This window comes from Trichodesmium erythraeum IMS101, from assembly GCF_000014265.1.
Classification (GTDB): Bacteria; Cyanobacteriota; Cyanobacteriia; order Cyanobacteriales; family Microcoleaceae; genus Trichodesmium; species Trichodesmium erythraeum.
On record NC_008312.1, the window covers coordinates 6,073,308 to 6,096,885 of the forward strand.

Genomic DNA, 23,578 nt, shown 5'->3' on the forward strand with positions numbered 1-23,578 from the left:
ACTATTCCACTGGTTCAAATTCTTCTTTGTCTACTCCACAAACTGGACAAAGCCAATCATCGGAAATATTTTCAAAGGGAGTGCCTGGACTTATACCACTATCTGGGTCTCCTTCTTCCGGGTCATATATATATCCACAGACATTACAAATATACTTTTTCATCTTAACTTATTTCTCTCTGAGTAGTTCATCTGGATTTTACAAGTTTTTGGTCTGAAGATTATACTATCAAGTTATAAAGTTTTGTTAAGTTTTTCCTAGTTAGCTAGGGCAAGCTTATTAACTCTTAAAGAATTGTAATTATTAGAAAATATACAGGATCCGTGAGGTTTACAACCTGTTAAGCTCTAATAGAGATAGTCAATTTTGGGTCAGTTTTGACCAATTCATTTTCAAGATATTACAAATAGTTTCCAACTTTAAATGCCAAATAATTTCCTGAAATTACTGAGGGAGTCAAAGTTTTAAGCTTATAAAATCTTAATGCATAATTTTTGGCTTTTGAATGCATAATTTCTGTGAAACGGTATTAGCATTTTGGGCAGATAAGGGCATAACAACCAATGAACAATTCTTACTCCTAAAAAATTACCATTTCTTTAGACTCCTCATTATTCCCTACTTCCTAAAAAGACTTTTTGAGCAAACTATAGCTATAAATATACAAAGCTTACCATTGCCCATTATGTAAAAATTTACGGAGCAAGATGTACTAGTACTACAATAGTTTTACCCTTCACCCCCCATACATTATTTTATAATTTGATGCTGTATATATTTAATTTCAATTAGGGAAAATTACTAATTGTTGGCTGAACTTAGCTTCAGCTCTAATTTAATTCTAAGTTAAGTACATTTTTAAGAGGAGGTAATAAATGGAAAACTAATTCACTCCTAATGGCATAAGACTTACTCGCCAGTGATAATGCTGAGGTGATCGCTCTGTTTTCTGAAGAACCGGTTAATTTTCGCGATGGGTTCTTAGCTATTGTTGGCGATAAAGGGTTATAGGGTATTCATACTCAGAGATAATTCTGGAAAACTGGGGCGATGATAGCCTGAGTAGTGGAGGTGGCAGGGATACTTTTATGGTAATAAAGACAATGACACAGTAGAAAATAGTAAAAGTGATAACTTAGTTTGTGGCGATCGTGAAGATGATGTTATCAAGGGAGGAAATGGTGGTGATAGTTTATTTGGAAGCAGAAAGAATGATCGCCTATTTGGAAACTGGAGTAATGATACTTTTTCAGCGGCCTGAAGGTTTGCAGCCCTCAGAATATTTTTTCAAATTTATTTTGTTATCTACTCTTTATTCTCTAAATTTTATATGATATAATTTAAAGTTAAGAGTTTAGATATATATCAATGGCATTAGCACCTTTACTTCCAATTTTACATCCAATATTAAAGTCAGCTTTTCCTAATTGTTTATGGCAGGGAAATACAAAAAACTCAGAAATTGCTCTTAGCTTTGATGATGGGCCTCACCCAGAATATACACCTCAATTATTAGAAGTTCTAGATAAGTATCAAATTAAAGCCAGTTTTTTTTTATTAGGTGTATTTGTAGACCGTTATCCAGAAATAACTAAAATAATATATGAAAAAGGTCATTGGATTGGTTTACATGGCTATGAACATATATCATTTCCTAAACTCACTGCTCTTCAACTTAAATCTAGTTTAGAAAAAACACAATTTGCTATTTATAAAGCTTGTGGATTAGCAACAAAATTAATTTCTGATGTTCGTCCTCCATATGGCGTAGTTATACCTCAAAATCTCAAATTATTAGAGGAGTGGAAATATAGAACTGTTATGTGGACTGTAGTACCTGTAGATTGGGTTAGGCCAGGAATTTCGGTAGTTGTTAATCGAGTAGTTAAGCAAACTTTTAATGGTTCAATTATTGTCTTACATGATGGAAATAATGGTGGTCAGGATGTCACTAAAACTGCTGCAGAAATTATTCCTATTTTACTAGAAAAAAATTATCAATTTATTACTATAGATAAAATGTGGTCATTAAATTCAAAATAAAATATTTAAAACTGGAATAAGTAAAAATAAATAGATCAATATTATTATTTTAACTCTATCTAAATTTTTTAATACTGTTTATAAACTAAATATTAAAGTAGAATAGGGAGTGTAAAAATTTGAGGTTTTCACCACTCTTTACTTTGGTTACTAAAGCTAAATTTAAAATTGGTGGTATTAGATATTAGTTTGTTTAAATGGTAGTCCTATTGATGTAATGATATTTACAATTAAACTCCTTTTATTGCTAGGAGTTTAACTACAAAAAATCATTACTTTGATTTTGCATTAGTACCGTTTCAATTAATATTGTTGCTTTTTCTAGTTAATTATTTTCAGAAGAAAGGAACTAAATTAATTTTATTTAGTCAAAGCTTAATAAAGGGGCTAAAATAAGAAATTATTAATTTGTGGTCAAAGGTTTCATAAAATTATAGTCTTTGGTCTTGTGAAGTTATACTATCACAAGTATTGCTAAATCTCCTTGATCATAGATAGGGATGTTCATGCAAAATCTCTATAGAGTATGGTTTTTAGGGATAAGATTTCTTGGCTCAAAAACAAAAGAATCTAAAATAACATTGCTTGTAGTTATTTATTGCTTAATAACTACAGTCTTGAGGAAGGTCTTGCAATATAAATGGGAATTAGTATAACACAAGGGTCTTTTCAAAATTTCAAAGTGGTGGAGAAATATTGATGATGAAAATTTATAAGTGGCATCCTATACTTGCTTTATTTCTATGGTTAAGTATTATAATTAGTCCGGAATTATTGGACCGCAAAAAAATCACACCAGCACTTGCGGAAACAACTTTACAAGATATTAAAAATCATTTTGCTCAAGGTTGTATTGATAGTTTATTAGACAAAAAAATAATATTGGGTGACTACAAAAATAAAACTTTTCGTGCTAATACACCTGTAACTAGAGCTGAATTTGCTGCAATGATTACTCAAGCTTTTCCAGATACAAAAATTGTGCGAAATCCGATAAATTTTGTAGATATTCCCCAAGACTATTGGGGTTATGATGCGATTAAAAAATCTTATGAAATGGGTTTTTTATCGGCATATATTGGCAAAACTTTTAACCCGACTTTCAAGATTAAACGCTGGCAAGTTTTGACAGCTTTAAGTAGGGGATTAAATTATCAAGCAAGTTCATCTTCAACACAGAAGTTAAATAAAATTTTTGATGATGCAGCAGAAATTCCTGAAGAGGTAAAAAAGTCTATTGCAGCAGCAACAGAAAAAGGTATTGTTGTTAATTATCCAAATGTTAGGCTGCTTAATCCTAATGAAAATGCTACCCGCTCAGATGTAGCTACTTTTCTGTGTCAAGCTATTGTCAATAATCAAAAAAATAGTAATGAAGTAATTGTTCAAGTTCCTTCAGAATATATTGCAAGTTTTGATAAAAATACTCAATTAAAAACTAGAGATACTTTACCTAAAAATACTATAGAAACAATAAAAAATAGAGAAAATTCTAATTTAAAAACAACTGGGGAAACTTCTTTAGAAAATACAAATATTCCTGGAATAGTAGAAAGGTTTGATGATGGCAATTTACAAGCTGAAATTATTTACAGACAAGCTAATAATACAGATTTAGTGAGTGATTTATATCTGAAAATTATCAGAGGTGGAAAAACTATTTTAAATCAACCAATACCAGTCGAATCTTTAGCCAGTGCATCTGATAGTACAATGGCATTATTAGCAGGTAGATTTGTGAAAGTACAATTATTAGATCTCGATGGGGACAAAGAATCGGAGGTATTAGTAGATTTATTCACAATAAATAATAGTAATGCTCCATTTATAGGTGGTACTTATTCTTTTATTTATCGTTATGAACCGAAAGAAAATCAATATACTATGCTGCGCCATTACTGGGGAAATATTAATTATCGGGTTACAGATTTAGATAATGATAATATTCCAGAATTTAAAAGTTTTGATAGTAGATTTGCTAATGTGTTTTCTAATTTAAATGATTCATTTTTTCCCGTCCGCATTTTCCAGTACTATCAAGGAGAAATATTGGATGTAACTAAGAAATATCCAGTCCAAATAAACAGCGATGCTTCAGAAATGTGGCTAGAATTTTACAGGCGTTTAAATAAAAAACAAAATATAAAAGGAGTATTGGCTGCTTACCTGGCAAATAAATATATGTTAGGTGAAAAAGAAGAGGGCTGGAAATCAATAGAAAGTGCATATCAAGGTAGCGATCGCTCAACTTATTTTGCCAATTTGCGTAATTTTTTGACTGAGAAAGGTTATGACACTAATCAACAAATTCAACCCCAAACTATGCTGGAAAATTTTAATCCGGAAAGTCAAGATAATGTTTCTTCTTTTACCAATAAAACTTCACCCAAAGTAACAACAAACAATACAGAAAATACGGAAATAAAAATAAAACGACCACCTCAAAGTTCATACTCAAGAACAATACCAGCAATTCCTAAAACTTTATCACCGACTGAAAATTCTGTAAATTCAGAAACCTTAAGACAGGCAGATATTACTAATAATATTGTGCTTGCACCTAAATTAGTTACTTCTATATCTAATAAGCAACCAGATTCTATTTTATCTTTAACAATTAGTTTTAATGGCAAAATATTAGCTAGTAGCAGCGGTAAAAACATTCAGTTATGGAACTTAGAAACTGCTAAACTACTAGATACTTTATCAAGTCATACCACTAATGTGCGCTCGGTAGCAATTAGTCCAGATGGTAAAACTTTAGCAAGTGGAAGTGAGGATGGTACAGTAAAATTGTGGGATATTTCTACAGGAAAAGTGTTGACCAGCTTTGACCATTCTGGTTTGATAACTGCTGTGGGTTTTACTGCTGATGGCAGAGCAGTGATAGGATGCAGCTCTGATAGCGGGATGAAATTGTGGGATATTGAGACAGGGGAACTACTACACAGGATGAATGGTACTCAACCTATTGCTTTTGGTGTTGATGGTCTGCAAATGGCGGCCAGTGGCGGACCGAGATATATTCGTCTTTGGAATGTCGCCGAGGGGCAACTGTTGAAAAATCTGCCTATACCTAGTAGAAATAATAATCAAGGGATACAGGCGATCGCTTTTAGTCAGGATGGACAAACTCTTGCTCATGCAATGCGGGGAGAAAGTCAGGTTTTAGTCTGGAATGTGGAAACCTGGGAAGTGCGTCACACTCTCAAAGAACATTCTCAGGCAATTCAGGCGATCGCTATTAGTCCGGATGGTAAAATTCTTGCGAGTAGCGGCGAGGATGGTAAAATTTATCTGTGGGATATGGCTAGTGGAAAATTATTGAGGAGTATTAAAGGTTACGGTGCAATTGTTTTTAGTCCTGATAGTCAGCAGCTTGTCAGTGTTACAGAGGATAATATGATTCAGCTTTGGCAAATTTATGGGTCGGCGAGGGAGTAATGAGTTGTTTGAGCTTTCAGTTATGAAGTACACTTATGGGGGCAAGTAGACACAGGGTGGCAATTAGAGCTATGGGGGTGAGATCCACCCAATACATAATTTTCACAATTTCCCCTGTAGTTCAAAAGACACAAAAAACTTACCGCGCTTTTCTGATAATATATTATAGTAAGGAAACGATATCAAATTTTTTCTGAAAAACTTTAAACTAGCTTTAACAATAAACCTCTATAAAAAAAAGGATAAGAGCTTGCTAGATGGGTTAGTTCTGCCTAAGTCCTGATAAAATAGATTAGTGTGTTTATATAAAATTAAATAAAATATTATGACCAAAAATATTATAAATACTATGACCATAGATGCTGATACCTTTTTTCAGGCAATAAACCCTAGGGTTCCTCTGTTTATAGATAATGCGGAAATTGACAAAAAATACTATATTGACTTTTCTCCGGTGCGTGGGCAACAGGTGATTAAGGATTTGAAGTCTACTATTACTCGTTGGTCTAAAGGTAAACCTACCTGTCAATTATTTACTGGACATATTGGTTGTGGTAAGTCTACAGAACTCTGGCGACTGAAGCAACAGTTGGAAACAGCAGGTTATCATGTTGTTTATTTTGAGTCTGAAAAAAACCTGGAAATGGTAGATGTGGATGTTAGTGATATTCTTTTGACTATTGCCCAAAAGGTGAGTGAAAGTTTGGAGAAGTTAGAAAGATTAAATTTGGAAGAGCCAAAAAGGCTAAAAGGTCTACTTCAGAGTATTGTTAAATTATTACAGACAGAAATTGAATTTTCGGCAGAAACTACTGTTCCTGGTGTGGGTAAGTTGTCAGCTAGCAGTGATGGTTCATTTTCGGCAGATTTAGGAATAGTTGAAGTGAAGGCTGATGAGGAAGGGTTAGAGTTTGTGGCTTCAGGTATTGGTAAAATTTCTGCACAGGCAAAGGGTAGCCCGGAACTCCGCACTAAACTGAGGGAATATCTGGGACCTCGCACCCCTGGAATTATTGAGATGATCAACAAAGAGTTGCTTGAACCTGCTGATCAGAAGTTGAAAGAGTATGGTAAAAAGGGGTTGGTTGTGATCGCTGATAGTCTTGATAAGGTTGATAGTTCCCCAAAACCTTGGGGTAGAAATCAGCAGGAATATTTGTTTGTAGACCGAGGAGAGCAACTAACAAGCCTTCAGTGTCATCTGATTTATACTTTACCTATAGCACTGCGTTTTTCTAATGACTACGGTACTTTAACTCAAAGGTTTGATGCTCCTAAGATATTGCCGATGGTAGCTACACAGTTACAGGATGGCAGTGAATGTATTGCTGGAATGGAGTTAATGCGACAGTTGGTTTTGGCTAGGGCTTTTCCAGAGTTAACACCACAGGAAAGGTTGGCAAGGGTGACGGAAGTGTTTGATAGTCAGGAAACTTTAGACTATTTATGTTGGGTTAGTGGGGGTCATGTCAGGAATATGTTCCGAATGGTACTTGATGCTCTCAAGGAGGAGGATGACTTACCTATTTCTCGTGGGAGTGTTGACAATGTAGTGAGAAATTATCGCAATGAACAACTTTTGGCTATAGATGATCACGAGTGGGAGTTATTACGGCAGGTAGTTCAAACAAAAAAAGTAACGGGTGATGACGGATACCAAATTTTAATCCGGAGCATGTTTGTTTATGAGTATCAATATGACCAGAGTTCTTGGTTTAATATTAATCCTCTTTTGAAAGATGCACCAGAATTGAAGATAAGTTAATAGATAGGGAGGTTGCATCAGGTATTATTAAGATAGTAGGAAGTTAAAAAATTATGTCTAATAGTGGTAATATAGAAAAGTTGCTTCGAGGCTTGAAGATGTCTAAAGGAAGATTCTCGCCTTTTTTGGCTCGTTATAGTTATGTGAGTCAGCGCGATCGCTTAATTGAAAATTTCCGAGCATCTTTTCCTGGTGTATTGAAAGTATTGGCCTTGGATGAGTCTGTGACCCAAATTTATACAACTGTCAGAAAATATTTAGAAGGCAAAGAGCTGGATGTTTTGATGGTCTGTGGTTGGGAGTCGTTGAGGAATATTAATGAATTATTAGTGGCAATGGGATATGTGCGGGAAGAGTTTAGAAAACATTGCCCTCTACCAATAGTTTTTTGGGTAGATGGGAACGTTTCCCGGAAATTTATTCGGTTAATTCCAGATTTTTACAATTGGGTGAGTCTGACTGTATTTGAATCTGCTAATGATGAATTAATTGATTTTATTCAGCAAACGAGTGAGAATGTTTATCAGAAGGTTTTGGAAAGTGGGGTAGGAATATTTTTAGATTATACTGACCTGGGTTTGCCAGAGTCTAGTTATCAAGATTTGTTAGAGGCTCGGCAAGAGTTGGCCAATAGAGGAATTACTTTAGAAGCAGAACTAGAGGCGAGTCTGGAATTTGTTTTAGGTAGGTTGACAGATGATTTTGAGGAAACAGCCCGAGATCATTATCAACGGAGTCTTGAACTTTGGCAACAACTTAAGAACCCGTTGCGAGTTGCTCATACTTATTATTATTTGGGTTTGTGGTGGCAGAGTTATGGGGTGACACATCGAACAGAAAAAAAGATAGCTGACAAGAATGCTGGGGATTATTTTCAACAGTCAGTAGAAGGTTTTGAGGCAATTAAGCGTCTAGACTTAGTTGCTAAATTTATCAATGGTTGGGGAGAAGTTTTGCAGGTTTTGGAGAGTTGGGAGCAGTTGGAAACTGTTGCGAATAGAGCAATAGAAGTTTTAGATACCTCCCAGCCTTCTTTTAGACTAGCCCGTGCTTATGATTTTCTTGCCGAATGTGAACTAGCTAAAGGTAACTATAAACAAGCCAAACAACTTGCTGAAACTGCTATAGAAATTTTCAACAATACTCAAAGCGCTGCATCTGTTCTTACCTCAGAAAAAGATCAAAAAACTTTAGATCGGGAAAAGTATTATCATCGGGGTAGATATTTATTTTCTTTGGCAAAAGCTGAAAAAGGTAGTGGTAAAATTAAATCAGCTATAGATACTTTGGAAAAAGCTAAAAAGAGGACGAAGCCTGAATATAACCCGGATTTTTACATCAATATTATTGAGAAATTACGAGAAATATATTACCAAGAAAAAGAATATCTTAAAGCTTTTAAATTAAAGCAAGAACGACAAAGAATAGAACAACTATTTGGGTTTATAGCTTTTGTTGGGGCGAAGACTTTGGGCTCTATAAAATCTAATATTCATCTCGCTTTACCTTATTTAAAACCAAACAATAATCAACAAAAAATAACTCAGGAAATAGCAGCATCTGGACGAGAATTTGATGTCAAAATATTACTGGAAAGGTTGAGTCAACCTCAACATAAGCTTATAGTTCTTTATGGAGAATCAGGAGTTGGTAAAAGTTCGACTTTGCAGGCTGGATTAATTCCTGTTTTAGAGAAAAAATCAATTGATACTCGTGATGTCGTGGTGGTTTTACAGCGAGTTTATGTTAATTGGATTTGCCAACTAGGAAAAGGTTTAGCTAAACAACTGGAAACAACTAAAAATTTAGCTGTTAATTCAGAGAAACTAACCTCAATTGAAGGAATTTTTGCTCAGTTAAAAAAGAATGAACAATTAAATCTAATGACGGTTATTATTTTTGATCAATTTGAGGAATTTTTCTTTGTTAATAGGGAACTTCAGGATAGACGAGAATTTGCTCAGTTTCTCCAAAATTGTTTAGAAATACCTTTTGTGACAATTATTTTATCATTGAGAAAAGATTATATTCATTATTTGTTAGATTTTAGTCGTTGGGCTAATTTAGAAGTAATTAATGAGAATATTTTAGACAAAAATATCCTCTATTACTTAGGGAATTTAAGACCTTCACAGGCAAAAATAGTCATTGAAAAATTAACAGCAAATTCTCAGTTTAAAATAGACTCAGCACTGACAGAAAAATTGGTAGAAAACTTAGCACAGGAGTTGGGAGAAGTTCGTCCTATTGAGTTACAAGTAGTGGGGGCACAACTCCAGGAAGATCAGATTACGACTTTGGCAAAATATCAAGAATTAGGAAATATTCCTCAAGTAGAATTGGTAGAGAGATCTTTAAAGTCAGTGGTGAAAGACTGTGGAGAAGAAAATGAAAAATTTGCCTGGGTGGTGTTGTGGTTATTAACGGATGAAAATAATACTCGACCTCTGAAAACTCAAGCTGAGTTGGTGAAAGAAAGTGACTTTAATCCGGAGAAGTTAGAGTTAGTATTAAATATTTTTGTAGGTTCGGGATTAGTATTTTTATTGCCAGAAAAACCAGCAGCTCGTTATCAGTTAGTACATGATTATTTAGTTTGGTTTATTCGACAAAGAAAAGGAAATAAAATACAAGAGGAGCTCAAACAGGAACGGGAAAAACGGCAGCAGTTGCAGACGTGGTTAGTTAGGGGTTCTGTTGCTGTTTCCTTGGTGATGGCGATATTGGTAGGGGCGATATATATGTCTGTAAGGGAGGAACATAAGGAAAAAATTATTTCTCAAGCTAATGAGTCTAGAGCGTTATCTATTTCTGGTCAGCGATGGGATGGGTTGATGACTGCGATGAATGTTAGGCAAAAACAAATTGATGCTAAAATTAAACCAATAGGTAAAGCTAGCAAGATTACAAATGCCCTCCGAGTCGCAGTTTACAGCTACGATAAAGATGATGAGTTTCGAGAAATTAATCGTACTCAGGCCCATGAGAATTGGGTAAATGGTATAGCATTTAGTCCCGATGAAGAAACTATTGCTTCTGGAAGTTATGACAACACAATGAAGTTGTGGAACCATCAGGGAAATTTATTGCAGACTCTAAAAGGTCATGAGAATTGGGTAAATGGTATGGCTTTTAGTCCCGATGGAGGAACTGTAAAGTTGTGGAACCACCAGGGGAAATTATTGCAGACTCTAAAAGGTCATGAGAATTCGGTCTATGGTATAGCATTTAGTTTTGATGGAGAAACTATTGCAACTGCTGGTGCTGACAAAACAGTGAAGTTGTGGAACCCTCAGGGAAAATTATTGCAGACTATCACCGGCCATGATAACTGGGTCTATGGTATAGCATTTAGTCCTGATGGAGAGACTATTGCTTCTGCTAGCTGGAAAACAGTGAAGTTGTGGAACCGTCAGGGGAAATTATTGCAGACTCTCACCGGCCATGAGAATTGGGTCTATGGTGTAGCATTTAGTCCTGATGGAAAGACTATTGCAACTGCTGGTGGTGACAAAACAGTGAAGTTGTGGAACCGTCAGGGGAAATTATTGCAGACTATCATCGGTCATGAGAATTGGGTCTATGGTGTAGCATTTAGTCCTGATGGAAAGACTATTGCAACTGCCAGTGGTGACAAAACAGTGAAGTTGTGGAACCGTCAGGGGAAATTATTGCAGACTCTAAAGGATCATGATAATTGGGTATATGGTGTAGCATTTAGTCTTGATGGAAAGACTGTTGCAACTGCCAGTGGTGACAAAACAGTGAAGTTGTGGAACCGTCAGGGGAAATTATTGCAGACTCTAAAAGGTCATGATAACTGGGTCTATGGTGTAGCATTTAGTCCCGATAAAGAGACTATTGCAACTGCCAGTGGTGACAAAACAGTGAAGTTGTGGAACCGTCAGGGGAAATTATTGCAGACTCTCACCGGCCATGAGAATTCGGTTTATGGTGTAGCGTTTAGTCCTGATGGAAAGACTATTGCAACTGCCAGTGGTGATCAAACAGTGAAGCTGTGGACAAATTGGCGGATAGAAGATTTAACTAAGCATGGTTGCGAGCGGTTAAATAATCATTTAGTTGCCCATCCCCAGAAGTTAGAGGAACTCAGAATTTGCCAAACTGACGAACGCAAGAAATTAGCTGCTAGTAGTTGGGTAATAGAGGGAGAAAAGTTGGCAAGGGAAGGGAAGGTTAAGGAGGCAGTTGCCACGTTTAAGAAAGCAGCAAAATGGAATTCTGATATCAACATCAACTCAAATTTTCTAGTTTGGGCAAAATTATTAGCTGAGGCAGAAACACTGATGGAGGAAGGAACGGAATTAGCAAAAGAAGAAAAAATAGAGGCTGCAGTGGAAAAATACCAACGAGCAAAAGAACTTGATCAAGTGGCATTTACCCCTACTTGGCAAAATGTTGACCCAGAAGCTAAAGCTAAATATCAGGCAGTGGATGCTTTGTTGAATAAAGGGGATGAACTTCTGAGGAAGAGAAAGGTTAAAGAAGCGATCGCCTCCTACGAAAAAGCAGAAAGGATCGACTCCACCCAAATTTCTGCTTTTAACTGGAATAAACTTTGTCGGGATGGTAGTCTTGATCAAAAAGCTGCTGATGTTATGTTTGCCTGTGAAAAAGCAGTTGCCATGAGCCCGCAAGATGGCAAAATTATTGATAGTCGCGGACTTGCTAGGGCATTAACAGGGAATATTGAGGGAGCGATCGCTGATTTTCAAGTCTATGTAGAATGGACGAGAAATGAGGAGAAAAAAGCACAACGACAACAATGGATAAAAGCACTTCAGGCAGGGGAAAACCCATTTACTGATAAGCTGTTGGAAGAGTTAAGGTAGTATGATTTTAAAATAAGTTTAGCTCTATATTCAAATGAAAACCCTAAGTACAGAACAAAGTTTTTAAAACCCTATAAAAATCAGCTATTTTGCTAGGTATATTGAATAAAATATTATACAACAAATTTAGACTATAGGGAAAAAAACTTTGAGCTTTACCCGCAAAAAGTTTTGAGAACCCTAACCTAAACTAGATCAGGGTCAAAAATGAAAATAACCTGACTCAGTACAAGTTTTGTATGTAAAAATTGCCACCTACTGCCTACTCTGTTTTAATAATAAACTTCCTCCTGAAGGAAATTCTTCATTTTTTTGATCAAAGCGCCAATGTTGTTGATAATTATTAAAAAAGTTTTGCCCTAAAATTCCATCAACTTCTAATAACTCTAATACCGGGGAAGATAAAATTACTGTTTCTAATTTTCTCAACTCATAATTTCCCATTTTCACCTGAGCTAAGGAAGCTAATTCTGCCATTTCAATGCCACAAAAACCCTGGACTCGAACTGCCTGTCTTTCGGCAGCAGTAATTTTTAACTGACTAGCTAATTTCTGAGAAATAAAAATACTTTCTGCTCCCGTATCTAACATAAAAATAAACGGACCGTTGCCATTAATTTCTACCTCGGCTAACATGACTCCTAATTTAGATTTAAGTGGGATAGCATCTTTAATATTTTTAGCGGGTATGATCGTGGGAGATAGTAACCGTAACTCTTGGGTTTTAGGGTTTATTTCTACATCAAAATTACTTAAAATATCCATCCCCAAAACTCCTGATAATTCTCCTGGCATTATAGTAGTAGTAAACTCTAAACCAGCTAATTTTTCGACTTTAACATCATCAATTTTTAACACAGGTAAACGATGCAAATTAGCTTTCATTTCGGGGCACTCATCTCCAGCTACTGCATAAGTTAAAAGTTCTTTTGGTATAGGTTCTCCTTTTAATCCTAATTCTTTGACTATTTTTGTAGAAATCATTGTAGTAGAAGCTCCTGTATCTAATAAAAAATCACCGGATTTTTTCCCTAAAGTAGCTGTTAAAGTAAATGCTGTTCCACTGTCTAAAAATTTGAGAGGAATAGTGGTAATTCCAGTTACTTTCGGCCGTGGTAAGTTGAGACCTTCTAGTTGTACAATAGCTCCAGTTGATATTTGTGGAGTTGTGGCAATATAATTTCTTTCAGGACTTCTAACACTTGTAGTTTTTTGGGGAGCGATCGCTATATTTTGTTTCCCAATAACAGGTCTGAATAAAGCAAAAGTTGGGGAAATAATTATAGAGGTAATAGCTGCTATAATAATAGTTTTGACGGTCTTTTTTGTACTGTTTCTCATAAAGCTTACTAATATATTCCAGAAAAAAAAAATTAAGTCATTAATAAAATACTATAACAATATTACTTAAAATATGAAGCGGTGTAGGTATCTGAAAAAGTATATTTATAAACCTTAGTTACAAATATTTTAAAAATCATTTCATATAGTTTCCAACCTGAAGAAAATGAAACAGTTTTAGACGTGAAGGGGGGAGTTTAGTTTAGTGAAATAGTAACACCCAAAAACACCTTATTTAATCTTATTATCCCAGTCAACATTCTATCATCATATCCAATTATTTTAGATGTCTTTTCTGTCTAGCAAGCAACAGACGGAAAAAATGGAACCAAACCAAAAGCTATATGAAATTGTACTGTTACCATTTCTGTTCCTGTAGATAAAGTAGAAGAAAAAGCCCGAGTTCTTCTTACAGATATCAATATAATAGAGCATTTCATGTAAACCCCGAATAATATGCTTTATTTCTAGGGAAACTAAAACACATTTTTTTGATTCTCCTCTAACCTGTCTGCCTCCTGCCCTCTACCTTCTACGTTACCTTCATAAATATTAGTTAGTGTCTAAACCCGACATCCTATATAATGCCTCTTCTAAAGTAAGTTGAGGCTGAGACGGTAGTCCGTGCGACTGGCACCTTGGGGATATACCCGAACATAGTAAGTACCTGGGTCTAATGTAGTCACAATACTTTCTCGTTCGATACCGCTATTTTTAGACTGGTTGATCACTTCTTCCTCGCTACCATATAAACCAATATTAGCATCTTGTAATAAATTGTCAAGGAATAGTACAAAAGCACTTTCTTTATCTGTTTGGAAGGTATAAAAGTCGTTGGTATTGCGATATATTCCCCTGCTAAAACCGACTTCGTCAGTTCTCACCACTTCCCCTGTGAATTGCCCTAAGTTGATGGCAGTCTGGAAACTTTCCCCTGGCTGTTCCCCACCTCGATCATTATCTTTAATAGTACCAATGGCGCCCTTGTCTCCCAACCTAGCATTTTTAGGTTTCCTGAGATTAACTGTAAAGTTTTCGCTGCTTTCCTCCGAGAGATCCCCAAGAATAGGAACTGTTACTGTTTTTTTCTTCTGGTTCGGTTGAAAAATAAGTTTGCCTTGAGTTTTTTGGTAGTCCGAACCTTCTTTCGCAGTTCCGTCAGCAGTAGCATAACTTACCTCAACTCTTTTTTGAGTTTTAGCATTGAGGGTGACATCAAATGTTAGTTGTTTTTTGCCATCATCACCCTCAGTTATTTCCCGATCTTTGATGAATAGTTTAGGCAAGTCGTTATTGCGGATGGTGCCAATGCCTCGTCTGTCCTTAAGTTGGGCATTTCGGGGTTTGCTGAGGTTGAGTTGGAAAGTTTCGTCATTTTCTATTTTATTATCCCCAAAAATAGGAACAGTAATGGTTTTACGGGTTTGACCAGGTCTGAAGGTGAGGGTACCTTTGGTGGGTTTGTAGTCTTGGTTTGCTTTCGCAGTTTGATTGCGAGTACCATAGTCTACCTGAACTGTTTCTATTGGTTTGGCATCCAGAGTGACAGTGAATTTGGCGTTTTTGCGTCCTCGGTTGCCTTCGACTATTTTGGTGTCGCTAATGGATATTTGGGGCGGGTTTTTTTTGTCGTCGTTGGTAATAGTCCCAAGACCGACTTTATCCTTGAGTCTGGCATTTTTGGGTTTGCTGAGGTTGAGGTTGAAAGTTTCGTTAGGTTCTACTTTGTTATCTCCCAGGATGGGAACGGTAATATTTTTTTGAGTTTCCCCAGGCTTGAAAGTGAGGGTGCCCTTAGTGGGTTTGTAGTCTTCGTTCCCTTTGGCGGTTTTATTCGCGGTGGCGTAGTTGACTTTTACTGTTTGGTCGCTTTCATTGTCGAGGGTAACAGTAAATTTGGCATTTTTGCGTCCCTTGTCGCCTTCAGTTATTTTGGTGTCAGAGATAGCAATGTTGGGAAATATTGCCATTTTGGTGGTATTTAGTAAAATGGATATGGTATCAGAAGCGCCATTAGTTGTCGCAATATCTAGCTTACCATCAGCATTAAAATCTTCTACTACAACATCTTCAGGTGCATCCCCCACCTGAAAATTAATTGCACTACCAAAGCTTCCTTTTCCTTGTCCTGGTAATATTGAGATATTATTTGACTCCCTATTAACTGTAACAATATCCAACTTGCGATCGCCATTCAAATCTCCAATAGCGATATCCTCAGGACTATTTCCCACAGGGAAACTATTTGGAAACCCAAAACGTCCGTCTCCGAGACCGAACAGGACAGAAACCTTGTCTGAGTCTTCCATGTTTATCACAATGTCCTGCTTCTTGTCTCCGTTCACGTCTTTCGCGACAATACCGCTCGGCGTATCTCCTCCCGCGATAAAGCTAGTGAGGAAGTCAAAGCCACCATCTCTATTTCCCAACAGCACCGAAACGTTATTAGAATTACCATTTGCTGTCACAATATCCAGCTTACCATCACCGTTAAAATCTTTGACGACTAAATTTGCAGGAAGATCTGCTCCTACCTGATAGCTAATGCTTTCAGCAAAACTACCATTGCCGCTTCCTAACAATACTGAAACATTATCGGAACCACTATTCCCGGTTACAATATCTAGCTTACGGTCTTGGTTGACATCAGCTACCGCTAGTTGAGATGGGCCATCACCTACAGGAAATTCGCTAGGACTACTAAACCGACCTTTCCCATCTCCTAACAAAACTGCTACAGTATCGTCATCTTGGTTTGTTGTTGCGATATCTGGGTTGCGGTCTCTGTTAAAATCTCCCACTGCCGCATAAACAGGCTTACCTCCCACTTCATGTGTAGTTGCAGTTAATGCCCCTCCCTTGCCATCACCAAACAACACTGATACTGTTGTAGACCCAACGTTTGCCGCCACAATATCCTTAAAACCATCCTTATCAAAATCTGCTACCGCCATCCCAAAAGGTTGATCACCCGTTGGGAAGTTGCTGATCTTGAAGCTCAACTCTGAACTTGCCTCCACCTCAACCAACCCATTTAAAATTTTTACCATATCATCCTCGCCGCGCAAACCCTCAACTTCCTCCACACTCAACACATCACCGCGAACCAACGCCGCAAACCACTCTCCCTCATCTCCAGGAGTATCTATTGTATTCAACTTTGAGTCAATGTAATGTCCTAACTCCTCTGCCAGTACATCCGTCAGATGTGGAAACTGCCTCGTTTCACTTCCAATAACAGAATTCTCGTTAATCAAACTATCCGTCAAATACACCATACCAGTCAGAGAGTCAAAACCCCCCGCCGCACCGTTCATCAGCTCTACTGGCACAATATTTATCTGTGGCAAGTTCTCACCCTTTGCCAAAGTATCAACAATAGTTTTTCCCAGATCAACTTTCCCCGACTCCCCAAAGACATTTAACATATCCGCCTCAAAAGTCTCAGAAGCAGCAAAGTTCGTTAAATTTTCCTGAAATTGAGCTAACCCCTCTTCAATTATCTCCACCGCTGGCAATACTTCCACAGATACTTGCCCCAGAAAAGTTATAGGAGGAATATTGTTGATGTGTTTGAGCTCCAAGTCGGACATTATATCAAGGAATTCACTATCGTCTGTCATGGTTTTTTTCTAAGAAATTTATACTTATGAAATTATAGCGCTTTGATGATCTTACGTCAACGGTTTCACTGTAAAATTCAATGTCAAACTGTCAAATATTATAGGTGCATGGGAAGAGCCTCAAGAGTAACCCAAACAAAATAAAATCTGTGTTCAGTTTCACCTGTTTCTACCCAACCTACAGTTATTACTGATAACTCAAATTCCGGTTAAACTGTCAAATATTATAGGTACAGAGGAAGAACCTCAAGAGTAACCCAACCAAAATAAATTCTGTGTTAGGTTTCACCTGTTTCTACCCAACCTACAGTTATTACTGATAACTCAAATTCCGGTTAAACTGTCAAATATTATAGGTACAGAGGAAGAACCTCAAGAGTAACCCAACCAAAATAAAGTCTGTGTTCGGTTTCACTTAGTTCTACCCAACCTACACTTATTACTGATAACTCAAATTTATGACTGCCCAAGAAAAAAAACAACCCAATATTAATCATATTCTCACCCTAGCTATCCTGTGGTCATTAGGGGCCGTGAGCGATCGCCTCTGGTTTACCTTCGATAAATCAGTTCCAGCTTGGGATCAGGCCGACTATCTCACAAGTTCCCTAACCTACTGGCGTGCTTTGCAAAACCTACAATTATTCTCTGGAGAATGGTGGAAAAACCTTTGGCAGCTTTCCCCAAAAGTACCCCCCTTAACTTATATTCTTGCAGTTCCCTTTCAAAATATTTTTGGTAGAGGAGCTGACCAAGCCACCTTAGTACATCTATTATTTAGTGCTATTTTACTAACCTCAGTTTACAGTTTAGGCAGCAAACTATTTAATCAAAAAGTAGGTTTTTGGGCAGCAGTATTATGTATATTATTTCCAGGGTTATATAGATATCGTTTACAATTTTTACTCGACTATCCCCTAACAGCAATAGTAACCTTAAGCTTCACTTGTTTAACACTTTGGTATTTTTCAAAACCGAATCATAAACAGGAAATAGACAACAGCGAAAAGACAACAAAAAAAACCGAAAAAAAAGCAATTAACTTAGACTTAGAAAAAACCAACCTTACCAAAACCAACATCACAAAAATATCTCCTCAAATAGATCAACTATCTCAATCCAAAAATCTCAAAAATTGGCTATTAGCAACTGCTTTTGGCTTAACTTTTGGCCTAGCAATTTTAGTTAAGCAAACCACAATATTTTTTCTGTTTTTTCCCTTACTTTGGGTAACTATAAATATTCTCAAAAAAAAGCAATGGAACCAACTAATTCAACTCACTTACTCTCTATGCTTATCCATCACAATTTTTTACCCTTGGGCAAGAACAAATTGGCTATTAATGTTAACCTCCGGTAAACGAGCAACAATAGACTCTGCCATAGCCGAAGGAGACCCCAACCTATTAAGTTTAGATGCTTGGATTTATTATGGAAAACTACTCCCCAACCATATTTCCTTACCTCTATTAATCATTCCAATTAGTGGATTAATTTTTTACTTAATCCGGCTCAATAAAAAACAAAAAAACCTTTCCACTCAGCTCCATTCTTTTCAATGGCTATCCATATTTTTAATCGGCGGATATCTAATTTGCTCCCTCAACATCAACAAAGACTTTCGTTACACCTTACCATTATTGCCAACCTTATCAATTTTATTAGCCTTTGGTTTAATGCAATTTCCAAGAAAAGTAGGAAAACAAATTCGCTATCTTACTATTAGTTTAGCAATTATTTTAATGCTATTAAATATCTGGTCTGTAGGTGGAAACTTCCCCAGAAAAATCACCGCTTGGTTAAGTCCTGGTGCAGCTTATTCTGCTCATTTAGGCAAAGAATGGCCCCATAAACAAATAATTGCTGAAATCATCAAAACTAACCCCTATTTACGGTCAACCTTAGGAGTTTTACCTTCCACTCCAGAAATTAATCAACATAACTTAAATTATTACGGTGCTCTGCAAAACTTACAAGTCTATGGTCGGCAAGTAGGAACCAACTTCAAACAAGTAGAACAAGATGCGCGATCGCTATCTTGGTTTATCACAAAAACCGATGAACAAGGTTCTGTCAAAAGAATCAAAAAAGCTCAAGCTGCTATTGTTAACCTCATCGAAAAACACCCAAACTTTCAACTACAAAAAAGCTGGCAGTTACCAGATAATAGTAACTTAAATCTATATCATAATCAGTTTTTACCAGTAGAAGTTCATCCCCTGACCAAACCACAAAAAAAAGTGAAACTAGACTATATAATTTTATCCCCAAAAATTCGCTCAGGAACAACCATACCTATTACCTACAAATGGTCCGGTTCTTGGCAAAAACTACAGTCAGGTTTAGTCTTATTAACCTATCGCCGAGAAAATATTAATCAAACAGAACTTCAGCCATTAACTTCTAACAATAATGCATCAGAAAAACCTCTTACCAAATTCATTCACGACCACGGTATCGGCATGGGCAGTTTACACCCTAGTCTACTTCAAGCAAATAAGTCTGAAGTCGGGTTCGAAATTATTGAACGAACAGGAATGTTACTCCCATCTAACATTGTACCGGGAACTTATATATTAGAAGCCACCTATCTTAACCGAGAAACCGGGGAAAATTATCCCATTTCTGTAGAACCAACCCTGCGAGTACAGGTTGAACCCCAAGCACAAGCGTTACCAGCACCAGAACTAGATCTAGTAACCCAGTTGCGGACGTGGGGCCAAAAGTTACCCCAGGGAATAAAAGGTTTGGAAACCATATTTGCGGAAGTAGCGCGAGTTAACCAATACGATCCAGTTCAAGACTATACTCAGCAAGCAGAAAAAACTTTAACCTATCGTTTGCAACAGGAACCAGATAATTTAGAGTGGCTCTATAGTTTAGCTTTAGCCCAAGTTTTACAAAAAGATGCCCAGGGAGCGATCGCTACCTTAACTAGAGTAACTAAACTAGATGCTCAAAACGCCTTTGCTCATGCTTATTTAGCTTTTGTCTATTTATACGATCTTAATCCTGGAGCAGCGAAAATAGCATTAAAGTCAGCTTTAGAAATTGATCCCCATCAACCAGAAATTAGGTCATTAAATGGTATTGCTGCTTTAATGCAAGGAAATTTTATTCAAGCATGGCATAACTTGATAACTCAAAAATAAACCCCTGCTTACAGCCTATCCCCGAGCCCTAACCTCTGAAAACCTTGTGGATATTAGAAGAAAAGAGAGAAAGAGTATTGTCGTCTTAAAAAAAATATCTTTTTCAATACACTTTTTCTCCCGAAACACCCTCTTAAAACACCTACCCATAACTTTTATATTTTTTTTCAAACTTGATATTAGGAAAAATATTTATAAAAATATTTATAAAGCATAGCTTTCAGGGGGTGAACTCAAAAATTAAAACTAATTCTAGTAATTCTAGTGTAGCTCTAGAAATACACTTGTAATTACCACTTCAAGCAAGCTATCTCTAAAAGCTTCTTATTGCTTCCTCTTACCTCACTTCAGTATGACTTACATTAAAAAAAAATTTTACTTACATCATATCATAATTTAACATTTATATCAAGTCTTAACAGGTATAAATTTTCATAGCTTTTTATCTGGTTTTCCACACAAGCATAAACTAGACACTCCAAGCAAGAATTTGTTACATTTATTTACAGTAAAGTTAATAAATATAAACAAAATAAATTATGGTTATCGTTATTTCACTATTTGTAATTGCTTGGTTAGCTGCTGCAGTAATAGGAAGTCAAGCTTACTTCTTAGGTGAGCAAACAAAGCCTATCCACGAGCGTAACTGGAATTCTCAATCTTTTGAAAGCTTATCTGAATCTTTTACAGGCAATAGATTAGACTACAACAAGCGGGTACCCGCATATAGTATGGATGCCTATGCAAGTCAGAGTTTTAATAGTTGAAATGTTTAGTTAATAGTCATTTCAGTTATCAATTATCAATTATCACCTACCCTTATCTAGACTTTTTCTCTTGTTTCTGAAAGCTTGAATTATTTGACATTAACTATGGATGCCTATGTAAGTCAGAGTTTTAATAGTTGAAATGCTTAGTTAATAGTCATTTCAGTTATCAATTATCAATTATCAACTACCCTTATCTAGACTTTTTTTTTGTTTCTGAAAGCTTAAATTATTTGACATTAACTATGGATGCCTATGCAAGTCAGAGTTTTAATAGTTGAAATGCTTAGTTAATAGTCATTTCAGTTATCAATTATCAATTATCAACTACCCTTATCTAGACTTTTTTTTTGTTTCTGAAAGCTTAAATTATTTGACATTAACTATGGATGCCTATGCAAGTCAGAGTTTTAATAGTTGAAATGCTTAGTTAATAGTCATTTCAGTTATCAATTATCAATTATCAACTACCCTTATCTAGACTTTTTCTTTTGTTTCTGAAAGCTTGAATTATTTGACATTAACTATGGATGCCTATGCAAGTCAGAGTTTTAATAGTTGAAATGCTTAGTTAATAGTCATTTCAGTTATCAATTATCAATTATCAACTAACCTTATCTAGACTTTTTCTTTTGTTTCTGAAAGCTTAAATTATTTGACATTAACTATGGATGCCTATGCAAGTCAGAGTTTTAATAGTTGAAGTGCTTAGTTAATAGTCATTTCAGTTATCAATTATCAATTATCAACTAACCTTATCTAGACTTTTTCTTTTGTTTCTGAAAGCTTAAATTATTTGACATTAACTATGGATGCCTATGCAAGTCAGAGTTTTAATAGTTGAAATGCTTATTTAATAGTCATTTCAGTTATCAATTATCAATTATCAACTACCCTTATCTAGACTTTTTCTCTTGTTTCTGGAAGCTTAAATTATTTGACATTAGCTCTAGCAGATATATTCTGTTAGAGCCATTTTTTTTTAATTCAATAAAGCATAGTCATTTCATTTATCAATTATCAATTATCAACTACCCTTATCTAGACTTTTTCTCTTGTTTTTGGAAGCTTAAATTATTTGACATTAGCTCTAGCAGATATATTCTGTTAGAGCCATTTTTTTTTAATTCAATAAAGCATAGTCATTTCATTTATCAATTATCAATTATCAACTACCCTTATCTAGACTTTTTCTCTTGTTTTTGGAAGCTTAAATTATTTGACATTAGCTATGGATGCTTATGCAAGTCAGAGTGTTAATGATTGAAATGCTTAGTTAATAGTCATTTCAGTTATCAATTATCAATTATCAACTACCCTTATCTAGACTTTTTCTCTTGTTTCTGGAAGCTTAAATTATTTGACATTAGCTCTAGCAGATATATTCTGTTAGAGCCATTTTTTTTTAATTCAATAAAGCATAGTCATTTCATTTATCAATTATCAATTATCAACTACCCTTATCTAGACTTTTTCTCTTGTTTCTGGAAGCTTAAATTATTTGACATTAGCTCTAGCAGATATATTCTGTTAGAGCCATTTTTTTTTAATTCAATAAAGCATAGTCATTTCATTTATCAATTATCAATTATCAACTACCCTTATCTAGACTTTTTCTCTTGTTTTTGGAAGCTTAAATTATTTGAAATTAGCTCTAGCAGATATATTCTGTTAGAGCCATTTTTTTTTAATTCAATAAAGCATAGTCATTTCATTTATCAATTATCAATTATCAACTACCCTTATCTAGACTTTTTCTCTTGTTTTTGGAAGCTTAAATTATTTGACATTAGCTCTAGCAGATATATTCTGTTAGAGCCATTTTTTTTTAATTCAATAAAGCATAGTCATTTCATTTATCAATTATCAATTATCAACTACCCTTATCTAGACTTTTTCTCTTGTTTTTGGAAGCTTAAATTATTTGACATTAGCTCTAGCAGATATATTCTGTTAGAGCCATTTTTTTTTAATTCAATAAAGCATAGTCATTTCATTTATCAATTATCAATTATTAACTACCCTTATCTAGACTTTTTCTCTTGTTTCTGGAAGCTTAAATTATTTGACATTAGCTATGGATGCTTATGCAAGTCAGAGTGTTAATGATTGAAATGCTTAGTTAATAGTCATTTCATTTATCAATTATCCATTATCAACTACCCTTATCTAGACTTTTTCTCTTGTTTCTGGAAGCTTAAATTATTTGAAATTAGCTCTAGCAGATATATTCTGTTAGAGCCATTTTTTTTTAATTCAATAAAGCATAGTCATTTCATTTATCAATTATCAATTATTAACTACCCTTATCTAGACTTTTTCTCTTGTTTCTGGAAGCTTAAATTATTTGACATTAGCTCTAGCAGATATATTCTGTTAGAGCCATTTTTTTTTAATTCAATAAAGCATAGTCATTTCATTTATCAATTATCAATTATTAACTACCCTTATCTAGACTTTTTCTCTTGTTTTTGGAAGCTTAAATTATTTGAAATTAGCTCTAGCAGATATATTCTGTTAGAGCCATTTTTTTTTAATTCAATAAAGCATAGTCATTTCATTTATCAATTATCAATTATCAACTACCCT

General features: G+C 35.4%; 9 protein-coding genes and 1 pseudogene. 7 read left to right on the top strand and 3 right to left on the bottom strand.

From position 1 onward, the window contains the following. Position 1: 1 nt before the first annotated feature. Positions 2–163 (bottom strand): rubredoxin, encoded by a 162-nt coding sequence (gene rd / locus TERY_RS18910; RefSeq protein WP_011613291.1) that lies wholly within the window; start codon positions 161–163, stop codon positions 2–4. Between the two features lie 976 nt (positions 164–1,139). On the opposite strand from rd, the pseudogene TERY_RS35390 reads away from it, so the two are divergent. From TERY_RS35390 to TERY_RS18935, 5 genes and pseudogenes are all read left to right on the top strand, one after another. Continuing rightward, positions 1,140–1,262, top strand: a pseudogene (locus tag TERY_RS35390) (hypothetical protein); the annotation flags it as partial. A 107-nt stretch (positions 1,263–1,369) separates the two neighbouring features. Next, positions 1,370–2,044, top strand: coding sequence for a polysaccharide deacetylase family protein (locus TERY_RS18915; protein ID WP_011613292.1), 675 nt, complete (start codon positions 1,370–1,372; stop codon positions 2,042–2,044). A gap of 699 nt (positions 2,045–2,743) precedes the next feature. Then, positions 2,744–5,488, top strand: coding sequence for an S-layer homology domain-containing protein (locus tag TERY_RS18925; protein WP_011613293.1), 2,745 nt, complete (start codon positions 2,744–2,746; stop codon positions 5,486–5,488). Between the two features lie 325 nt (positions 5,489–5,813). Next, positions 5,814–7,253: an ATP-binding protein gene (locus TERY_RS18930; RefSeq protein ID WP_011613294.1), complete on the top strand. Its 1,440-nt coding sequence runs from the start codon at positions 5,814–5,816 to the stop codon at positions 7,251–7,253. A gap of 53 nt (positions 7,254–7,306) precedes the next feature. Then, complete coding sequence (locus tag TERY_RS18935) at positions 7,307–12,106, top strand: hypothetical protein (RefSeq protein WP_011613295.1); 4,800 nt, start codon at positions 7,307–7,309, stop codon at positions 12,104–12,106. 255 nt (positions 12,107–12,361) lie between these two features. On the opposite strand, the gene TERY_RS18940 is transcribed toward TERY_RS18935, so the two are convergent. Together TERY_RS18940 and TERY_RS25710 are read right to left on the bottom strand one after the other, a co-directional pair. Then, entirely contained in the window at positions 12,362–13,447 is a 1,086-nt protein-coding gene (locus TERY_RS18940) for a retroviral-like aspartic protease family protein (protein WP_011613296.1), read from the bottom strand. A gap of 593 nt (positions 13,448–14,040) precedes the next feature. After that, positions 14,041–17,070 carry a Calx-beta domain-containing protein gene (locus TERY_RS25710; RefSeq protein ID WP_011613297.1) on the bottom strand — a complete coding sequence of 1,010 codons (3,030 nt, stop codon included), beginning with the start codon at positions 17,068–17,070 and terminating at the stop codon, positions 14,041–14,043. Positions 17,071–17,528: 458 nt separating this feature from the next. Between TERY_RS25710 and TERY_RS18950 the strand changes: the two genes are divergently transcribed. Together TERY_RS18950 and TERY_RS18955 are read left to right on the top strand one after the other, a co-directional pair. Further along, positions 17,529–20,222: a phospholipid carrier-dependent glycosyltransferase gene (locus tag TERY_RS18950; RefSeq protein WP_011613298.1), complete on the top strand. Its 2,694-nt coding sequence runs from the start codon at positions 17,529–17,531 to the stop codon at positions 20,220–20,222. Positions 20,223–20,761: 539 nt separating this feature from the next. Then, a complete protein-coding gene (locus tag TERY_RS18955) occupies positions 20,762–20,989 on the top strand; it encodes a photosystem II protein, Psb35-related (RefSeq protein WP_011613299.1) in 228 nt (75 codons plus the stop codon). The last annotated feature ends 2,589 nt before the right edge of the window (positions 20,990–23,578 follow it).